Origin of the sequence: Cellvibrio japonicus Ueda107, from assembly GCF_000019225.1 — a bacterium.
GTDB classification, from domain to species: Bacteria; Pseudomonadota; Gammaproteobacteria; order Pseudomonadales; family Cellvibrionaceae; genus Cellvibrio; species Cellvibrio japonicus.
This window is the reverse complement of record NC_010995.1, coordinates 1,827,593-1,846,415: the sequence shown is the minus strand read 5'-3', so window position 1 is coordinate 1,846,415 and position 18,823 is coordinate 1,827,593. Positions and strand designations below refer to the sequence as shown.

The following is an 18,823-nucleotide window of genomic DNA, read 5'->3' as shown; positions in this document are numbered from 1 at the left end:
TGACAGATATATTCCTGCTGGTTTTACTGGTTAGCCCACCCCACAACCGCTTTTTCCACCACCTCGCCAGGCAAAAATTCCTGCTCGAACCGCCCGCACGGCTGGCGCACCAGGTATTGATAAAAATCGGCTTCCTCAGCAGTCAAACCATCGGGGGACATCGGTTGGGCGGTGACCGGCTCTTGCACTGTTCTTCCCTCTGCATACCGATCAAATAACCCTTGATTCATCAGCAGGGGGATCACCTGTGGACAATAAGCTCGCGCGCGGGCCAGCATCAGCAGGCCCCAGGTATCCATATCGCCCCAGTAGCCGATGGTTTTTTGTTGCAGGTGTTTTGCGGACAGCCATTGCAGGTCCAGGCCGGCGCCGAGGATGGCGATTGTCTCGGGCAAGTTCGGCAGCAAGTGCAGGCATTGTTCGTTTTCCACCACCAGCAAGCGTGAGCCAGGCAGGGCTGTTTTTTCCAGCTCGGCGGTGGTGACCTTCTGGCGCTTGAAGGGCAGCAAGCCTTCGGACAAAGGTGCTACCAATACCCAGTGATCGCCTTCATCCAGGGCATCCAGAAAGGTAATTAAACCCTGCTCACTGGCCGCGCCTTTATAGCGCTCGTCCAAAAATGCGGTTAGCAAGCCACCGTTGCGTTCAATCCATTTGGTGTCGACACCGTGACCGGATAACAACCGTAAAGGTTTTCCTTCGGCACAACCCGGTGATAGTCGTGAAGCCAGCCGGGCAGTTTGGATAACGGCTTCGGGGCTTTTTTTCAGCCACAGCGCCCGCTGCCGAACCAGCTGGCGGTGAAAGGTTTTATCCACCTGCTCAATCAATTGTTCAAGTTGAGCATACTCTTCTGTAACAAGGGCGTCGGCAGCGGCCGCGATCCATTCCGAAGGGGATCGCAGGCACCAGCGCACGGGAATACGCACAGCGTCTGCGCCAGCGCGATAGCTAACGCTTTCCCATTGCACCTCACCCACACTGACGTGCTGCCAGGCTTGCACATGCTGGTGTACCAAACCGGTCGCTTCGGCAAATACGCTGGCCGTTGGTCTACCAATAGACAATACCAACGGCCAGGCAGACGGTGACAGTAATCGCGCTTCCCGCAGAACATTGTTATGCCATTGCCGCGCCAGGCGTTGACTGAGGTCAGCGGGCGACTTCATGTTGGTTTTTGCTGCGTTGCTGATGGAATTCGTCAAGGGCTTCCCAGCTCAGGGATGTTAAGGTGGAGGACAGACCCCGCCGGTGCACCACGATGGCCGAACGGGTGTGGCTGCGCAATAAACGCATTTCCTTGTTGGGGGTAATAAACAGCGCGTGCAAACCAAATTCCCGCAGTGCGGCAATAATGCGCCCGGCCACGGCATGGGAGCTGCGGGAAAATGCCTCGTCCAGCACAATGGTGCCAAACAATGGACGACTGCTGCCATCGGGGCAGAGGGCGTAACTTAATGAAGCGGTCAGCACATAGGAGGCGATGATTTCCTTTTCACCGCCGCTGCCGCCCTGGGAACCGGAGCGTGTTTCAATCACACTGCCGGATTCCCGGTCGATCACCGACACCTTGAACTCCAGCCGGAAGCGCGGGTCCAGCAGGGCTTTGGCACCCTGGGTACGGTTGCGCTCGCAAGCGTCTCTGAGCAGCGCTACCAGATATTGCAATGCCTTGTAATGGCTCTCACCGGCATCGTCATTGAAGCGGGCCGAGGCCAGGTGCCGTTGGGCTTTTTGCAGACTGCGCAGGCTTTCATGCACCACTCGGCCGGATACCAGACGCAGGTAACGGCCAGGTTGAAAATCCACTCGCCGCAGGGTGTTGTTCAGATCCTCGATACGCTCTTCGATGATCGCCACTTCGTTATCCACATAGCTGAGCAGTTGGGTGACGCTTTCATCGGAGGATTTATTCAGGTACTCAAGAAACTGCCGGAGTTTTTCCGGCAGTGCTTCTTCGGTCAGTACCTGTAAGCGCGCCAAGTATTGGGGCACGTCTTCCAGTTCCCGCCCGACTTCCGACAGAGCACCCCGGTCTTCTTTTTTGGCGTCGGACATTTTTTTGACCAGCTCGGATTCCAGCTTCCTGAGTTTTTCTTTGAGCGTGTCAATGCTTTGTTGCAGGCTGTCCTGCTGTTGTTTTTCCAGATCGTACAAATCACCCAGTTGCGGTGCGCTGATGGCCGGAAAGTGAGCTGTTGCCAGGATTCGATCAGCATCGGTCAAACCAACTTGCGCGCGCTGCCAGGCTTTTTGTTGTTGGGTGCTGGCCTGCTTGAAATCGCGTTCAATAGTGGACACGGCGACGCCTGCCTCACGGTACTGCTGATCCAGAACCTCCAACTGCTCTTCCGCCAACTGCATGTTTTTTTTCGCGGCAGCTATATCGGAATCCGGAGCATTCAGTTGTACCAGGCGCGCTTCCAGATCCTGCAATTTCTGGTCGGCCTCGGGAACATTGATGTCGTCAAAATTCAGCGCCAGCAATGCCTGCAAGAGCCGCTGTTGTGCACTCAGCTCGGACTCTCGGGCGCGGGCAGCTTCAACTTGGGCGGAGGCGTCACGCAGTTCTGTGCGGGCGGCCGCTATGCGCTCTTGTAATACCGCCAGGCGATCGCGGTTGTCAAAGCCGGTGAGCCAGTCTTCGTCAATGCGTTTTTGATCCTGCTTGTCAAAAAAGCGTGTTTTGCCCGACATGGTGCCTTCAACCGTCATGGCATGCGGCGTGGTACGCAGTTGCTCCGGACTGTTGACGCAGTGGCGGTCCTGACCGGCGAGCAGGTCTTTGACCGCTTCGCGATAAGGATGGTCTTTGTAGTCCAGTTTGCGGGTGTAGCCGTCTTCAAAAAAGCGCGGTTGCTTCTCCGGCTGTTTGACTTCCAGTAAGCGCACATGCAGATGGTTATGGCGCTGGTTGACCCAACGCAGGGCATCTTCTATTTGCTCAGGCGGCACTAAAATGCGCAGTCGGTCACTGCCGATGGCCCGTTCAATTGCGCCGCGCCAGGCGCGTTCGTGTTCTTTGACTTGTACCAGTTCGGCCACGAAGGGCAAGGCATCTTCGGTTAACCCGAGTTGGTGCGCCAGCGCAGTGCGAAACTGCTGGAATTTGGGTTCCAGATTGGAGTTGGGGCTGTTTTTCGCTTCCTGATATTCCTGCTGCCACTGAGCTAAGGCATCTTTCACAGCTTTTTCTGCCACACCTTTTGCATAGGCGTTTTCCTGGGCACTGGCCAGGTCGCTTTTCAACTGTTCGCTGCGGCTTTGCGCTTCCTGTTGATTCGCCTTTAATGCCTGAGCGCTGAGGGTATCAGGGAGCTTCAAGGTATTGACTAACTGCCGGTACTGGGCAGCATGGCTTTCCCGCCGGGCGCGGGTATTGCGCCATTCGGCGATACGCTCTTGCATATCTTCGACACTGGCACCACCCACCTGAAGATAAGCCTGACGTAAACCGTCCACCGTTTTTTTCTGCCGCTGGCGTTCATCGGCCAGTGCCGCTTCGGCCTGCTGTGCGCTTTGCTGCTCGGCCTGCAAGCGCTCGGCTTCCTGTCGCCACAAGCCATGGGCCTGTTCGGCAAACCAGACGGGCAGGATTTTTTTCAGGGTTTCCTGTTCGGCCAGTTGCCGCTCACTCTTTTGATAAGCCTCCCAGGTTTCGGCTACCGGTATCAGGCTGCGTTGCTGGCGGCGGGCAATTTCCAGCTCTTCGTGAATGTCTTTCAGGTCATCAAAACCCTTGACCACTTCAGCCGCCCGATCAAAGGCCGCATGGTCATCCAGCACCAGTTCACGGAAAATCTCATCAATGCTGTTGAGCTGTTTTAAACCTGCCGCCCGATTAAGCAGGGTAAACGCGTTTTCACCCACATCAAAATAATCCCGCAGGCGCGCCAGGTAGGATTTTTTACTGGGGAAAGTCCAGATGCCTGTGTCGGTTTTTTCCATAGCACGCAGGGCGCGCATGCCGCCCTCGTGATGCACAGTCAACCAGTGTTCCAGTGTCTGTTCGGGCGAGCTGCTGAACAGCCAGAGTTTTTTCAGATCCGACGCGACCGAACTGGTGCCTTCAAACCATAACAGGCAGCCCAAACGCACCTGCTTTTCGCCATTGTGGAAGGTGGCGGCAATGGCCGTGACCGTTTTACCGGGCCGGGCGATATGGGATTGATCCGGCCCGCCGTCACCGGGGCCGGACACGCCGCGCACATAGGACACCAGATCGCGGTCGCTTTCATGGCCGCCGGTGGAGGCCAGGTTGTAGCGCGGGTTGGCACAGAGCAGGGTCATCAGTGCGTCCACCAGGGTGGTTTTGCCGCTGCCGGTGGGGCCGATAATGGCCGTGCCTGCCGGGTCGATGGCCGCCTGATGGAGGCCATCAAAACCGCCCCAGTTGAACACGTCCATCTGGCGTAGGATGTAGGTGTCGTTGTCCACCCAAAGCGTTGCCTGATTCATTCGGCATTATCCTCATTGTCTTCTTCGCCAGCCGCCTTACCATCAGCGGCGTCAGACGATGGTGCCGCTTGCTCGCGCAGCCAGGCCAACAAGGCTTGCAGGCTTTCCGGGTTGGCCAGGTGCGCAATAATCGGCCGGATGGTCACCCGCTCGTGGGCGTCCAGGCTTGACACCAGCCCGTGGCCTTTGAGTTGATCCAGCAACTGAATGACCCGGGTGCGCTCCCGCGCGTCACTGCCCAGATCGCCCAGGTACACCTGCAATTGGGGAATCAGCTCATCCACCGCAATCAGCGCTTCACCGGCGCCGGTGCCTGACTCCTGCTCATAGGCGATAAAGTGCTGGCGCAGAATCGCCACCAGTAACGACTGTTCCAGGTTCAGCCGCTGGCGTCGCACCAGGGGGTGTGCCCAGTCGTCATCCTGCTCCGCTGCCTCATCCTGACGTACACGCAGGTACACCAGGCCGCGCACCTCGTCCAGCCCCAGCGCCAGGTCCAGTGGCTCTAGGATGGTGGATACCTCTTCGACATGGGTCGTGACAATGCGATACAGATTGGGTTTTTGCGCTTCTTCCAGCAGGCCGTATTTGAGCAGTTCCTGCGCGGCGTCACGCAGGCGTTTGTGGGTGCGCGAGACGTCGCTCAGCGGCGAGGTTTCCGTTGGCGGGGCATGATCTCCGACATCGGTTATCGGCGCATCTTCGGCGGCATTCGGCGCACCCGGTTGGCCTGTTATGTGGTCAAAAATACCTGCCATGGTCACAACTCCCACTCAATGGCGCACAGGGCCTCGTGGCTCAACCCGGTGCGGGGTACGCGAAAACGCCAGCGCTGTGCCTGCTCATCCAGCAGCTCAAAGACTTCCGGCTCGCCGTCTTCCACGGCTATGCCAGCCTCTCGCGCCATGCCCAGCCACAGCGCCAGGGTTTCCAGATCCTGCACTGGCGGCAGAGCACTGGCCAGCTCCGCAATGGTCATGGGTTTACCTGCCTTGGCCAAGGTTGCGAGGGTATCCTGGATCAGCGCCTGCCGATCCAGGCCATCAAAGGCAGCCCAGAAGTCGTCATCAATCTGGTCAAGGTCGGCATTCACCGTATTCAGATCAAGCTCACCCGCCGCATCCTCATCCAGGGATTTAAAACGCAGGCGCTCGATCAACGGCAAACCGGATAACGCTATTCCGACGGGCGGTAGAGGTGTGGGCATGCGCCGTACCGATTGCCGCTGCCAATCCAGGCTGAGGGCGACGTTCATAATCTCGGACAGCAGGTTGCCTACCCGGTGATGCTCGGCCGCCAGCCCGGTTTTCAAAAAACCTTTCACATCCCGCTCACTGCGCGCTCTGGCCTGAAACACCGCCTGGGATTCCTTGACCAGACGCATCACCAGCCATTGCAAATCCCGCCGCTGGTTGCGGTTCAAGGCCTCGTTGGCGGCAGGATGACGCAGAATTGTGCGCAGCCGTTCCTTCATATGATCCAGCTCGACGCGTTGCTGCAACTGCTGCTGGAAACCCTCGAACACACGCCCTTCCGGCGTATTCAACAAGTTCTCGTGGCCTTGCAGTAAACGGTCAACAATTTCGCCGCGATGGTACTGCTCGCTGATAATCGACTGGCGCAGCTCCCGATCCGCCTCGCGCCAGGAATCCTCCACCCGGCGAAAATCCGCCCGCAGACCCGTGGCCAGATTGAACACCTCACGAATGCCTTCAACGGCCTGCGCCTCGTCCAATACCGGCACCTTGCCCGCCTCAGCCTCGGCCAACTCACGCTCCAACGCCTGAATACGGCGGCGCAGGCTGGCCATGCGGCTGGCGGGGTTGGGATTGAGGGCCACCTCCAGGTTTTCGATTTCCCGCTGCACCACCGACAGGCGCGAAGCGGTCGAGGTCATAATCCGGCTGTCCAGCGACTCCACAAAACCGATGGCGGTTTGCAGCGCATCGGTAGCGTACAGCCGGTTCTCCCGCTCTATCACCAGCCCCCGCTTGATCCACTCCCGCAGCTCCCGCCCGGCTTGCAACTGGGTATTGTCCGGTTCTATGCCGTACTCCTCCTGACTGGCATAAGTCACCAGCATCTGCGCCAGGGTTTGCAGGGCATCCTCAACGGCAATACCGTCACTGGCGATATCAAACAGGCTTTGCAAACACCCCAACACCAGCGGCGCACGGCGGGATGCCAGCAACTGCCAGGCCGGGTTCTGGTGACGAAAGGCAATATAGCGGTGGGATTTATCGAGGGCAGACGCATCCATGGTGTTCAGGGATTTTATAAATAGAATGAAGGCAAGCAAATTGCCGGGTAATGTCGACGATCATGCGTAAGCGTGGCAGCCCTGTCAAACGATTAATCCTTGAAAAGCGTCCTCTCGTATTATTGCCGACTTACCCATAATGGAATGAGCAGCAGTCGGGCAAACCCGGCCTCAAAAGCAAACAAAATAAAATTTATAGGAATATTTTGCCATTTTTTACCAAAAAATCTCCTTAAAATGCATACATGGCTTTTTTGTGCTACATTCCTGCCCAGATGCCACCTATTGGGGAGCCATATAATGCTGATCGAATTTAGCGTCGCCAATTTCCGATCATTCAAAGAGCGACAAACGCTGAGCCTGACTAAAGCCAACGGGCAAGAACTCAGTGATACCAACACCTTCAGGGTTGAGGCAGACCACGCATTGGATTTGCTCAAATCAACGGCCATCTATGGGCCAAATGCGGGCGGGAAAACCAATCTGTTGCTCGCTGTGCGCACCATGAAAGACATTGTGTTGCACTCTGCCAATAAACAGCATGGAGATGCCTTGCCTGTCAATGCCTTCCGGCTGGATAACGGCCTGCAACACCGGCCTAGCGAACTCGAAATTCTGTTTATTGCAGCGGGCGTTCGCTACCAATACGGTTTTACAGCGACCCAACAACAAGTCTATGAAGAATGGCTGATTGCCTACCCTAATAAGCGGCCTCAACGTTGGTTCAGTCGAGCATGGAATGAGACAAGGAACGAGTACGACTGGGAATTTGGCAGTCACCTGACGGGCACTAAACAACTGTGGCAAAAGTCTACACGGGATAACGCGTTATTTTTGTCTACGGCTGTGCAACTCAATAGCCAGCAACTACAACCCCTCTATGACTGGTTCAAAAACACCCTGAAAACCGGCCAGGTCGGTGGTTGGGGTGTAGAGTTCAGTGCATTGCGTTGTACCAGCGACGATAAGAGCCGCATCCTGGATTTTCTCAAGGCGGCTGACCTGGGCATTGCCGATATTCATGTCGAAACCAAGCCTTTTGATCCAAACGAGCTGCCGTCAGACATGCCCGAGCTCATCAAAGATCAGATCACGAAAGCAATGAAAGGCGAGAAAGTTCTCGAAGTCAAAACCCTGCATCAAACAAATGATGGCGCATTGATCCCTTTTGATCTGGAGGATGAATCCGATGGTACTCAGCGCTTTTTTGGCTTTGCCGGGCCTTGGTTGGATGTGTTGAAAAATGGTTATATCCTGTTTATTGACGAACTACACGACAACCTGCACCCCAAGCTGGTGCAGTTTCTGGTTCAGTTATTCCACAACGAAACAACCAATCCCCATAACGCACAACTAATTTTCACCACCCATGAGACCTCAATTCTCAACCAGGACGTTTTTCGACGCGATCAAATCTGGTTTTGCGAAAAAGATAAATCTCAGGCCAGCAACCTGTATTCCCTGACGGATTTCAGCCCCAGAAAGGGGAGGGAAAACCTAGAGCTTGCCTACTTATCTGGCCGCTATGGTGCCCTGCCCCTTGTCGGTTCACTCAGCTATCCCGTCAACCAAAACAACTGAGGTGCCGATTCAATGGGTACGGATAACCTGTTTCACAGACGCAAAGCCAGATTGGCCCAGTCACTGCAAAGGCGCAAAGCAACCCGCGCACCCTATGCCAAAGTGTTGATTGTTTGTGAGGGCAGCAAAACGGAACCACATTATTTTGAAGGTCTGAAAAATCATTACCAGCTAAGCAGTACCAATATTGAAATCACCGGGGAAAGTGGTTCAAGTCCCATCAGTGTTTTTGAGTATGCACAACAACGCTACGACCAGGAAAAACTGGCAGGAGACCCTTTTGACAGGGTTTATTGTGTTTTTGATAAAGACACCCACAGCAGTTACCAGGATGCGTGCGATCGTATAGAAAAGGCCACTCCAAAAAACACCTACTTCTCCATCACCTCTGTTCCTTGCTTTGAATACTGGTTGCTGCTGCATTACCGGTATACAACCGCGCCCTACCAACCACTGCCAGGTAACAGCGCCGCGAATCAGGTACTGTCTCAATTGAAAAATTACTTTCCTGGATATCAAAAAGGCTCCAAAAATATATTTGCAGAGCTATCAGGCCAGCTAGAGTTTGCAAAGAACAATGCGCAGCGCGCACTGGCTGCTGCAATTCAGCAGCATACTGACAACCCCAGCACAAAAATCCATGAACTGGTTGAGTTTTTGCAGAATATCAAAGGTTGACAATGAAACTTAAAAAAACCATATCAAAGACATCAAACGTTTTTCCAATCTTGAAATCTCCAACATTCCCAGAACAGCCGACCACGAGCGGTGCGAACCTGCCTGGAATTACTTGTTTCCGAGCTACCACATAATATCAAGCACGAAACCAAACGACACCCATTCGACCCTCAAAGATTCCACGCCTCCGGCGCTGCCCGATGATAATCATCAACACCAATGGCTTTAAAATGTTTTTCGGCGGCTTTAATCTTGGCCAGTTCCGATGGCCGCAGTTGGTTGTCGTCTAGTGAACTCTTGGTTTCCCGAATCATGTAAATACGATCCTCGCCATCCACCTGTTTGATGATGGCCCAGTCCGGGTTGTAATCACCTACGGGCGTGGGCACCTTAAACCGGGCGGGCAGTTTCATAAACAGTTTTATATCCTCCCGGCTGTCCAGCAATCTGGCAAAGTCGCTTTCTACTCCTGAGTCATACACCACGTAGTCGAAGTCGGTTTTCTGCTGGTTCTGCACCTTGTACATCTGGTCGAGAAAGCGTTCCTTTTCTTCCAGTCCATCGGCTTGCAATTCGCGCAGTTCATAAATGGAGCCATCAATTTTTTCGTACTGGATTCCCTCTATCAGCAATTTTGCCAACTCAGCCTGTACGCAACGTCGTGCCATAACCATAAAGTCGTTCGGGTTGCCGATAAACTCGCCCAACCTGCCGCTGCCAACAAGAATATCTACCAACGTTTTACGTGTCAGCGATGTGGCCTGCTGCAACTCTCCGATAATATCCGGTAAATCGTAACTGCCTTTTAATTCAGCAATGCGTGGTGTACGGGTTTCACTGCCTTGCGTACCACCGCGCATCACGGTGACTTTGGCTTGTTTGATTTCTATACGCAGCGGCAGAATCCTTGGCGCTGCCTTGATAGCCGCAACCACATTAGCGATAAGTTTTTCCCGCTCAACCTGAACGTGGTAAGTTGTTTTCTGGCTGATGGCATTCCAGAAGTGTTCAAATTCCGGCGTAGCATAGAGCGCCTTATTGAGTTTGCGTACCTGCCGTTTGGATGTTGGCTTGACGTATTGCCCAATGCCAGACCGGTCAATCAACCCAATAATTTGCGCCTCATAAGGCTTAAATGATTCCGGCAGATGCAGTGAAAAACCTTCGAGTTTCGGCTGGAATAAGGAAGTCGCCCTGCCGTCCTTGATAAAGCCTGCACGCTCCAGATGCTGGAATATTGCCAGCGAATCCTTAAAGCCGAGCAGATCGTCTGTCGCCCTGCCTTCGGCATCCAGTTTCGTCAACCTGGCAAATTCATTGCGCCGAACCAGGCCAATCCCTACGCCGGCGTTCTGGTATTCCGTTTGCAGGTTTTGTGCAAACGCGGTGTAAGACTCATTGGCAATCACCGTCAGTGTGGCGATACCGCGATCGGCAATGCGCACATAACCTTGTTCTGTTTTCGCTACCGGCAGGCGCAGGCCGCGCCCCAAGGTTTGCCGCCGTTCAGTTTCTTTGCCCATCTCGCGCAGCGTACAAATCTGGAATACATTCGGGTTGTCCCAGCCTTCGCGCAACGCTGAATGACTAAAGATAAAACGCACCGGTTCGCTGGAATCCAGCAGCCGCTGTTTATCCTGCATGATAAGTTCGTAGGCGTCATCGTCGGCCTTGGTGGAACCGTTGGAATCCTTGAATTCGACCTTGCCGCCTTTCTTTTTCAGTTGCGAAAAATAAGCCTTGCGCAGCTCGCGCGGTTCCTGTGGTAATAGCTCCCGGTATTGCGTATTTTTGTTGCGCTCCTCAGCAAACACTTCATCAAACCATTTCACAAAATCGCCGTTGGCATCGTCATTGTTCGTACCATCGCCGAGGAAACTCGCCACCTTATCCACGAAAAACAGGCTCAATACTTTGATGCCGCTGGTTTTAGGGTTAGTGCGCAACATCGCCTCTTTGCGCAGATGCTCGCGCACAGTTTCGCGAATCATCTCCTTGTAGATCGCGCCTGTTGCATCACCGATAGCTTCGCCTTCTTGCAATACACCGTAATTTGTAAGCTCGATACTGCCCGGCTCAGTACCATCGGCGATGCGTATTTCTTCAATTCGCCGGCCGTCATAGGCGGGATTACCTGTAACCTCGAATAACTCCTGATATTGTTTTACCGTTTTGGCTTTACGCTCCAGCGAACCATCGGCCTTGCGACAGGCAAGCTCAAGCTTCGCCGACCAGGTTTTTGCGTGTTTTACTTCCAGCAGCTTGACATAAGGTGCAGCATCCGCGCCCTGCTGCGCCACTTCAGCAACCACGATCTGTTTCACCAACCCCAAGTCGTGTGCATCCACCGGGTCAAGCCGATAGACCAAGTTACGCAACTGCTTATGCGTAGCGGAATAACGCAGTGTGAATACCGGCTCTAATTCACCTATTGCTGATTGCGCCAGTAGTGACTCCATGTTCTGCGGCTCATCCATAATCACCACCGGGCGTGTGGCTTTCAGGTAATCAATCGGGCGCAGGCCATTTAACTTATCGCGCTGCTGGTGAATGATACGGGTGTTTTTATCGCCGCGAATCGCATCGATGGTCATCACCATAATCTGCACATTGGTCGCCGTGGCAAAGGCTTGCACTTCCTCGGCGCGTTCACCGCTATATACACCGGAATCGAAAGGTTGCGCTGGATACAAATCGCGGAAATGCGAGCGCATCAGGCGGATGCTGGTATTCACACCTTCACGAATGGCAACGCTGGGCACTAGGATGATGAACTTGGTAAAACCATATTTCTCCGCCAACTCGAAAATCGTGCGCAAATACACGTAGGTCTTACCGGTGCCGGTTTCCATCTCGATATCAAAATCGAATTTGGCTATTCCGTTTTCGGTGGTTAATGCGTTGCTGACTTCCAGGCCGTTGCGATCTTGCACGGCTTGCAGGTTGGCAAGAATGGCACTTTCATCCAGCACCAAGTTATTGCCGATGGCACCTACCTCTTGCGCGGTATCCAGTTCCAATTCACCTTCCCTGCTGGCCACAATGCCGCGCAAGGCAATGGCGAGCTTATCCGCATTGGTGGGCTGGCCATCGAATAAATCGATAACGGCGCTGATGGCATCCAGTTGGTATTGCTGGTGCGAATCAAATCGGAAGCTCGTGTTGTTAGAATTGCTGCTCATCATGCCGTCCTCAATTCAATGCCTTTGGACTTGGCGTATTGAGCCAGGTTGGTTTTCAACTCGTCATCCCCGTGGAAGGCATCTTCCAACACAATTAGACGTGTGGGCGCGGCATCCACCAATGCACGTAATTGTTTCAGGGTTGGTTTGGTGTGCTCATCGAGATAGGCCAGCAGCTTATCGCTTTCACCGGAATCGACACGATTTACGGGCAATCCGGCGATGTTTTCTGTTGTGATAGCGACCGTCAGTGAAAGCCCCATTTTCAACAGTATTTCAATCAGCAGATCATCTTGTGTGGCATTGTCGTCAGCCTGATTCTGGGTAGATGTACGTAAATCGAGCAGATGCTGTTCCAGCTTGTCCGGCTCTATATCACTGCTAACACGCCATTTGGCGAAGAGGGTATCGGCCAGTTTGTATGCGCGAAAACCTGTATCCAACGCTTGCGTAATCAATGGACTATCGGCCTTGATTTTTGCACCGGCCAACTCGATACGTTTGCGGGAAATATCGGCAATGGTATTGAACCCGGCTTTGCGTGCTTCGGAATCTTCAGGTGTGGGCTCAGGTAATTGCACCATGATAAAACGGCGGTTGCCGTTATCTTCAGCGTTGAGTTGCATTACGGCGTGGGCGGTAGTGGCGGAACCGGCGAAGAAGTCGAGAATAATATCGTTATTACGAACCTTTGAAACTTCCATCAGATACTTAATGAGTGTCGAAGGCTTGGAGTAATCAAAAGGAATATTCAACTCACCTAATTCATGTGAACCAACTTGATTGATGTGCCCTTCAATAAAGTTATTAGGTTTAGCTGATGAAGCTTCTATCACATCTTGAAGGTAAGTCTTAGTGAAAACATTCCACCGGGCAGGTGTACCATCTTCGGTAACAAGATTGGACGAACGAACAGCTTTAATAACTATCTTTTCTCGCTCTTGTTCAAATTTCGTGCGCGTCCATCGCCAAATACCATCGCCAAGCTCTGGTCTTTCCGGTGGGAAAGTTTTACCCGGTGGAATTACTTTTTGACCATCTGGACACTCAATCCAAAACGCTGCTCAGGGTTTCTGTTCTCAATAGTGGACATATATAAACGGACAAGTTGGTATTTCTCACCCTTACGAGCTTCACTTTCCTCAACTTGATCGTAAGCCTTCACATTAGCACCACCAAAAAAGGGTTCGGCAAAATCAATATTTCTGGTGTATGTGAGGAGATAATCAAAATTAGGCGCCCAAAAATCACCCTTATTATTACTTTTCTTTGTTATACGACCGGCACAGCCAATGAAATTTTTCTCGCCAAACACTTCGTTACAAAGTTTCTTCAAATTATCAACTTCATTGTCATCAATCGAAATAAAAATCACCCCATCATCAGTCAACAGATTCCGCGCCAACTTCAAACGCGGATACATCATATTCAGCCAATTGGAGTGATAACGCCCTTCCGTTTCGCTGTTGGTCGAGACTTTTTTGCCGTCTTCGTTTACCTGTCGAGTCCACTCCAAATAAGTATCCAGCCCTTCTTTGTAGTTATCCGGGTAAACAAAATCCTTGCCCGTGTTGTAGGGCGGGTCGATATAAATCAGTTTGATTTTATTGTGGTAGTGCCGTTGCAGGATTTTCAGCACTTCCAGATTGTCACCTTCAATAAAGACATTCTGGGTGGTATCCCAGTCTTTCGAGTTGGCAACATCCGGTTTCAGGGTGGCGGTGGTGGGCGCTTGCGCAGCACGCAAGGCGCGCTTCTTGCCCGGCCAGAACAAGCCGAAGCGCTCACTAGCACGTTCGGATTCCGGAGCTGCATCATCGGCTAATAATTCGCGGAGTTTTTCAATATCCAGTTTGCCGTCGGCCACGGCCTCGGGAATCAGTTCTGCAAGTTGGGCAGCAAGTTCTGTTTGGAAATTGGGAGAGGCAGAAGGAACGCTGGGAATATCGTCTGGATACGCTGGATCTTTTTCAGCGCAATAGTCTAGCGCTGGTCGCTGGTCGCTGGTCGCTGGTCGCTGGTCGCTGGTCGCTGGTCGCTGGTCGCTGGTCGCTGGTCGCTGGTCGCTGGTCGCTGGTCGCTGGTCGCTGGTCGCTGGTCGCTGGTCGCTGGTCGCTGGTCGCTGGTCGCTGGTCGCTGGTCGCTGGTCAAAATTATACTCCTAACTATTTGATTTTAAAAATATTTTTTAATATTTCTTATATTGTTTCCCACCATAAAAAACATGAAGAAAATGGTTTTATATTTATGGTGGAGGCTCACGCTTTTCCTTATGAAACAGCGATACCCGCATACCCTGCAATTTTGCGAGCCAATGTATGAAAATCATTGTAACAAGCTCGAACTGCTTCGACATGAGCACCAATGGCTCCATCTACCGGTTTTAAAAAAAACATGGGCTTGTTAGCTTCCATAGCTAGCGGCATCAAACTGCGGTAGTGCTTTAACAGCGCCAGAGTATAGGGGTCTTCCGTGACAGAAACAGGCTGTTCCTGTTCATTCAGTAAAGCCTGTCGATACACACCCGGAATTTTTTCCATCCAGCGGGAATAAGCTTTTACCGGCCGACTATCGCGAATGCCGTGCTGCATAACAACATAACCAATTGGTGTCATATTCCCGGACGGTGCAGAAATACCGGCATTGGAGGGCAATTCGTCCAGGCGTTTGCGCCACCCCTTACGCCAATCTTGCAATGTAGGGCCAAGGTTTTTTAAACCCTGAATCGAAAAAAGATCTGGCGCTAGCGGTAGTACAACCTGCTCGGAAGCAATCAGTGCGGAACGATTGATTGCTCCCAGATTGGGGCCTACATCAATTAAAACCAGTTCCGCTGTCATGGCTTGGGCAGCGGCTTCAATGATGCGGTGAAAGGCGGTGATAACCCGAAAAGCAGCCTGTTGCCCATCCAGGCATTTAGGCCAGTTTTCTGACAGTAAATCTTCAAATCGCGACAACGCAAGATTGCCGCAGACCAGACCCAGTTTCTCTGCGATCTGTTCCACATGGGGAGGTGCAATATCGCCGGTACGATTCATCAGGGGCAACAGGCTGTCGTATATCGTCGAGCGCTCTGAGTCGTCCCACAGATCAGCCAATCGTTCTTCATCAAGGAACATGGCACTGAGGTTGGCTTGCGGATCAAGGTCAATAGCCAAGGTTCGAATGCCTCTATCGGCATACATCCAGGCCAGATGGTAAACCAGTGATGTTTTCCCAACACCGCCTTTGTTATTAAAGAACGCAATTGTTTTCATACGTTTCTCACAGGCAAGGTAGCTAAAAATATTCGCTCGTCCACTTCAAACTGAATGGGCGGGTTGCCATTTTTTTCCATGGCTGATTTTGCCCTTTGAATACCGTAGCCATAACGGTTCACATATCCCAAGGCTTTCATTGCCTCTGCCAATACCGGGTTGCGGTAGCTACTGCGCTTTTCCAGGGTTGCAGGTGTCACCTCACCATAAAGTCCACCCGGGCTATGAATTTCAATATGATCTGAAAACCAATAAAGCTTTACCGGAGTATTGGACTGGTAATCTCTGTGCATAATGGCATTGAGCAGAATTTCCCGGATGGCAACATCGGGGTAATCTGCGGTATTTTTTTCACGCAGTATGGATGTGGATTCGGGTCTTTTTTGAATGTTTGCTGCAACACGAATATCCAATTCCCGTAGAACACTTAACAAATCACCTGAAATTTCGGCTTCATCATCAGGCCGGTCTGTCAGTGTATTGCCGGGAAGCCGAAGAAACTGAATGTAGGCCCCTGGCAGGTAAAACCTTGGGTTTTTGCCAAATAAAAGCATCCCGGCAACCGTTGGTACATGATGTTGATTATCAAAAAAACGCAAGGACGCCAGTTGATCCTCAACGGACCGGTGATTGGCGGCAATGACTTCCGGATCAATGACCTCCTGGCGGTACGCTTGAAACTGGGTGAGAGACAAATCTGTCAGTGAGGCTTCCCCTACTGGGCTGGCATCGTAGCTGCGCGCCTTGGAAATACGCTTTTCGGTCAGTATTCGCTCTTCCTGCTCACTTGCCGTTGCTTTGCGCGGCCCTACACGCACCCAAACCTGCCCTTTATAACGCAGGGGCGGCAAGTCTGAAGGTTGTACCTCAACTACAGCAACATCACCTCCTTCCAGCGTTATTTTGGCAACATGAATTACCGGAAGTGGTTGAATATTGCCGTTGGAACGCAAGGCACCGAGGTTTTCCAAAAGCTGCTCTGTAACGTTAATACCACAGGGCTTTCCAAGTTTGTCTACACCAATCACCAGATAGCCTGGTCGTTTATGGTTAGGTAAGTCATTTGCAAACGCACAGACGGCTTGCGAGAACTTATCGGTATTATTGACGGATTCCGTGCGCTCTATACGATCACTTTCCAGATCAGCCATTAATGCCGTCAGCTCTTCTTTAGTAATCACAAGCGGTGCCTCAATTCCAAGTAGTTGGGGTGGCTGCAGTTTACCACACCCTATTTCAGGTAAATTTTCATAACGCCTTTACTGCTCTCTACGACAAGGCTGCGCAGGCGTGTCAGGACGCTACCCAAGCGATGTGCATACTGCTATCACTACCCAGTAATTGCAACGCTTCAAGTAATCCAAAGCCATTAGCCAGTGCCAAGAGCTCACGATGATCTGAACAATCTCAGGTATTCATCAAAGGCAAACAGCCGGTTACGGCGCTGCCCGGTGACTTCAATCAACACCCCCGAGGAAACCATTTCGGCAATCAGTGCTGCTGCCGTATTGGTCGATACACTGATAATATTCGTCGCCCATTTCACATCGATCACCGGCTGCGCATACAGGTGGCGCATCAAGTCGTGAGCGTTGTCCTGGCGGCGGGTGCTGAAGCGCGGCAACACATCGCGCTCAATACGCTGTTTCAGCTCAATGATGGCGCGAAATACAGAGGCCGAGGCGCGGGCGGTTTCTTCCACACCGAACAGGAAGAAAACCAGCCACGCGCGCAGGTGGTTGCCGTGGCGTACAGCCATCAGGTGATCGACGTAGGCTGTCTTGTTGCGTTCGAAATAATCTGACAAATACAGCGCCGGTTTGTGCAACAGCCCTTCGGACGCCAGGTACAGGGAAATCATCAACCGCCCCAAACGGCCATTGCCATCCAGAAACGGGTGAATAGTTTCAAACTGGTAGTGGGCAATGGCAATACGCACCAATGGATGCACAAAAAAATGTTCTGCGTGCAGAAACTTTTCCAAGTCACCCATCAGCTCCGGCACATGCTCGTGGTGCGGCGGTACAAAAGCAGCGTTCTTCAGGCTGACGCCGATCCAGTTCTGGCTGCTGCGAAACGCTCCCGGCTGTTTGTGTTCACCACGTACCCCCTGCATCAGTTCAGCATGGGTTTGCCGCAGCAAGCGCGTTGATAAGGGCAATGTTTCCAGAGCAGCAATCGCGAAGTTGATAGCTCGGATATAGTTTTGCACCTCCGACCAGTCGTCCCGTTCCTCCGGCTTCAGGTCATCGGCATTCTTGAACGCGTCTTCGATATTGGTCTGGGTGCCTTCGATACGGCTGGACTGGGTGGCTTCCTTGGCCACATACATACGAATGAAGAAGTCGATATCGGGAATCAACTGACTGAAAGCATTCAGCTCACCCAGAGCGCGATCAGCACGCCCCAGCAAATCCATCAATTCAGGATCAGCGATGATCCATTCATGGCAGATGGGTTCCGGCAGGAAGGCTTTGTACTCATAACGCTGCTCGTAATGACCAGCGTTGAAATCCACAAGGTTCATATATCAGAAACTTCTTTGGTTTTGACATAAGCTATATCTTATGTCAAGTCAGGTAATAACACCAAGCATTATGTCAAAAAATTAACAGGTTTCTGACATAAACGAATTTATAGTTCAGAACCTTCTATGTCTGGCTAAAACCAATCTTCAAGGCTCAGATGTTTAATCCGCTCAAATTCACGCGTGTTGCGAGTCACCAGCGTGGCTTTTTGTGCCAACGCGGTAGCGGCAATAAGCACGTCGTAAGGTCCCATCGGCTGACCATGTTTTTCCAGGCTCGCCCGGATATGGGCGGCAGCCTCTGCCTCTGCCAAACCAAAGGGTAATATTTGGGTTGCATCGGTGAGTGCTTTTAGTTGCTGGCGACGCTTACGTGGCGCGGTGGATTTGGCGATACCAACGTCCAGTTCGTAGAGCACGATAGCGGGAATCGCGATATCACCGGGTGAATGGCTTAGCAATGTGTCGGGTACGCGTCCCATGCCCTTAAAAAAGTAGATCAGGGTATTTGTGTCCAGTACCCACATTACAGGCTTTCCCGCAGGCTATCGCTGTGCGTTTCACCCCGTATTTCCTCAAGCGAGGGAAAATCTCCCCAACTACCGGCAGTTTCGCGCACTTCGTGTGGCCATTCATTGGTCAGTTTTTCACGAATGACGGTGGCGATCCATTTGCTTTTGGAGATTTTTCGGGCTTTGGCGTCGGCCTCCATTTTCGCCTCAAGCTCGTCTTCAAGGTAGATCGTTACTTGTCCCATGACAGCCCCTTTCAACTCAAATATATGTGGAAGCATATGTGGGCTGAGATATGGGATCAATATTATTGGCGGAATCCACGACACAAGGCCAAACTCCGCACCCGGTTGGCCTTCGACTACTCT

Annotated in this window: 15 protein-coding genes; 2 read left to right on the top strand and 13 right to left on the bottom strand. The window is 52.3% G+C overall.

The window, feature by feature from the left end:
• Positions 1–23: 23 nt before the first annotated feature.
• The 4 genes from CJA_RS07745 to CJA_RS07730 are packed head-to-tail and all read right to left on the bottom strand — an operon-like array spanning position 24 to position 6,718.
• Positions 24–1,169, bottom strand: coding sequence for a DUF3322 domain-containing protein (locus CJA_RS07745; RefSeq protein ID WP_012487212.1), 1,146 nt, complete (start codon positions 1,167–1,169; stop codon positions 24–26).
• Positions 1,153–4,458, bottom strand: coding sequence for an ATP-binding protein (locus CJA_RS07740; protein ID WP_012487211.1), 3,306 nt, complete (start codon positions 4,456–4,458; stop codon positions 1,153–1,155). Before CJA_RS07740 ends, CJA_RS07745 begins: the two co-directional genes overlap by 17 nt.
• Positions 4,455–5,216, bottom strand: coding sequence for a DUF4194 domain-containing protein (locus CJA_RS07735; protein WP_012487210.1), 762 nt, complete (start codon positions 5,214–5,216; stop codon positions 4,455–4,457). Before CJA_RS07735 ends, CJA_RS07740 begins: the two co-directional genes overlap by 4 nt.
• A 2-nt stretch (positions 5,217–5,218) precedes the next feature.
• The gene (locus tag CJA_RS07730) at positions 5,219–6,718 is read right to left on the bottom strand and encodes a DUF3375 domain-containing protein (RefSeq protein WP_083766843.1); all 1,500 of its coding nucleotides are present in this window, start codon (positions 6,716–6,718) and stop codon (positions 5,219–5,221) included.
• Between the two features lie 300 nt (positions 6,719–7,018).
• Here CJA_RS07730 and CJA_RS07725 point away from each other — a divergent pair, with 300 nt between their 5' ends.
• Positions 7,019–8,299 carry an AAA family ATPase gene (locus CJA_RS07725; RefSeq protein WP_012487208.1) on the top strand — a complete coding sequence of 427 codons (1,281 nt, stop codon included), beginning with the start codon at positions 7,019–7,021 and terminating at the stop codon, positions 8,297–8,299.
• 12 nt (positions 8,300–8,311) lie between these two features.
• Positions 8,312–8,977, top strand: a complete 666-nt coding sequence (locus tag CJA_RS07720; RefSeq protein WP_012487207.1) for an RloB family protein — start codon at positions 8,312–8,314, stop codon at positions 8,975–8,977.
• Between the two features lie 170 nt (positions 8,978–9,147).
• Here CJA_RS07720 and CJA_RS07715 read toward each other — a convergent pair whose 3' ends face one another.
• The 9 genes from CJA_RS07715 to CJA_RS07680 all read right to left on the bottom strand — a co-directional run bounded on the left by CJA_RS07715 (position 9,148) and on the right by CJA_RS07680 (position 18,700).
• Complete coding sequence (locus CJA_RS07715) at positions 9,148–12,162, bottom strand: restriction endonuclease (RefSeq protein WP_202944184.1); 3,015 nt, start codon at positions 12,160–12,162, stop codon at positions 9,148–9,150.
• A complete protein-coding gene (locus CJA_RS07710) occupies positions 12,159–12,995 on the bottom strand; it encodes a DNA methyltransferase (RefSeq protein WP_012487205.1) in 837 nt (278 codons plus the stop codon). Before CJA_RS07710 ends, CJA_RS07715 begins: the two co-directional genes overlap by 4 nt.
• A 188-nt stretch (positions 12,996–13,183) precedes the next feature.
• Positions 13,184–14,026, bottom strand: coding sequence for a site-specific DNA-methyltransferase (locus tag CJA_RS07705; protein WP_012487204.1), 843 nt, complete (start codon positions 14,024–14,026; stop codon positions 13,184–13,186).
• A gap of 116 nt (positions 14,027–14,142) precedes the next feature.
• Complete coding sequence (locus tag CJA_RS19455) at positions 14,143–14,310, bottom strand: dermokine domain-containing protein (RefSeq protein ID WP_158304059.1); 168 nt, start codon at positions 14,308–14,310, stop codon at positions 14,143–14,145.
• A gap of 119 nt (positions 14,311–14,429) precedes the next feature.
• The gene (locus CJA_RS07700; RefSeq protein WP_012487203.1) at positions 14,430–15,416 is read right to left on the bottom strand and encodes a ParA family protein; all 987 of its coding nucleotides are present in this window, start codon (positions 15,414–15,416) and stop codon (positions 14,430–14,432) included.
• Positions 15,413–16,597 (bottom strand): ATP-binding protein, encoded by a 1,185-nt coding sequence (locus CJA_RS07695; protein ID WP_012487202.1) that lies wholly within the window; start codon positions 16,595–16,597, stop codon positions 15,413–15,415. Before CJA_RS07695 ends, CJA_RS07700 begins: the two co-directional genes overlap by 4 nt.
• Before the next feature lie 206 nt (positions 16,598–16,803).
• Positions 16,804–17,943: a Fic family protein gene (locus CJA_RS07690; RefSeq protein WP_012487201.1), complete on the bottom strand. Its 1,140-nt coding sequence runs from the start codon at positions 17,941–17,943 to the stop codon at positions 16,804–16,806.
• Between the two features lie 134 nt (positions 17,944–18,077).
• The gene (locus CJA_RS07685; RefSeq protein WP_012487200.1) at positions 18,078–18,470 is read right to left on the bottom strand and encodes a type II toxin-antitoxin system VapC family toxin; all 393 of its coding nucleotides are present in this window, start codon (positions 18,468–18,470) and stop codon (positions 18,078–18,080) included.
• Entirely contained in the window at positions 18,470–18,700 is a 231-nt protein-coding gene (locus CJA_RS07680; protein WP_041551290.1) for a ribbon-helix-helix protein, CopG family, read from the bottom strand. The genes CJA_RS07685 and CJA_RS07680 overlap by 1 nt, the downstream gene beginning before the upstream one ends.
• Positions 18,701–18,823: the final 123 nt, after the last annotated feature.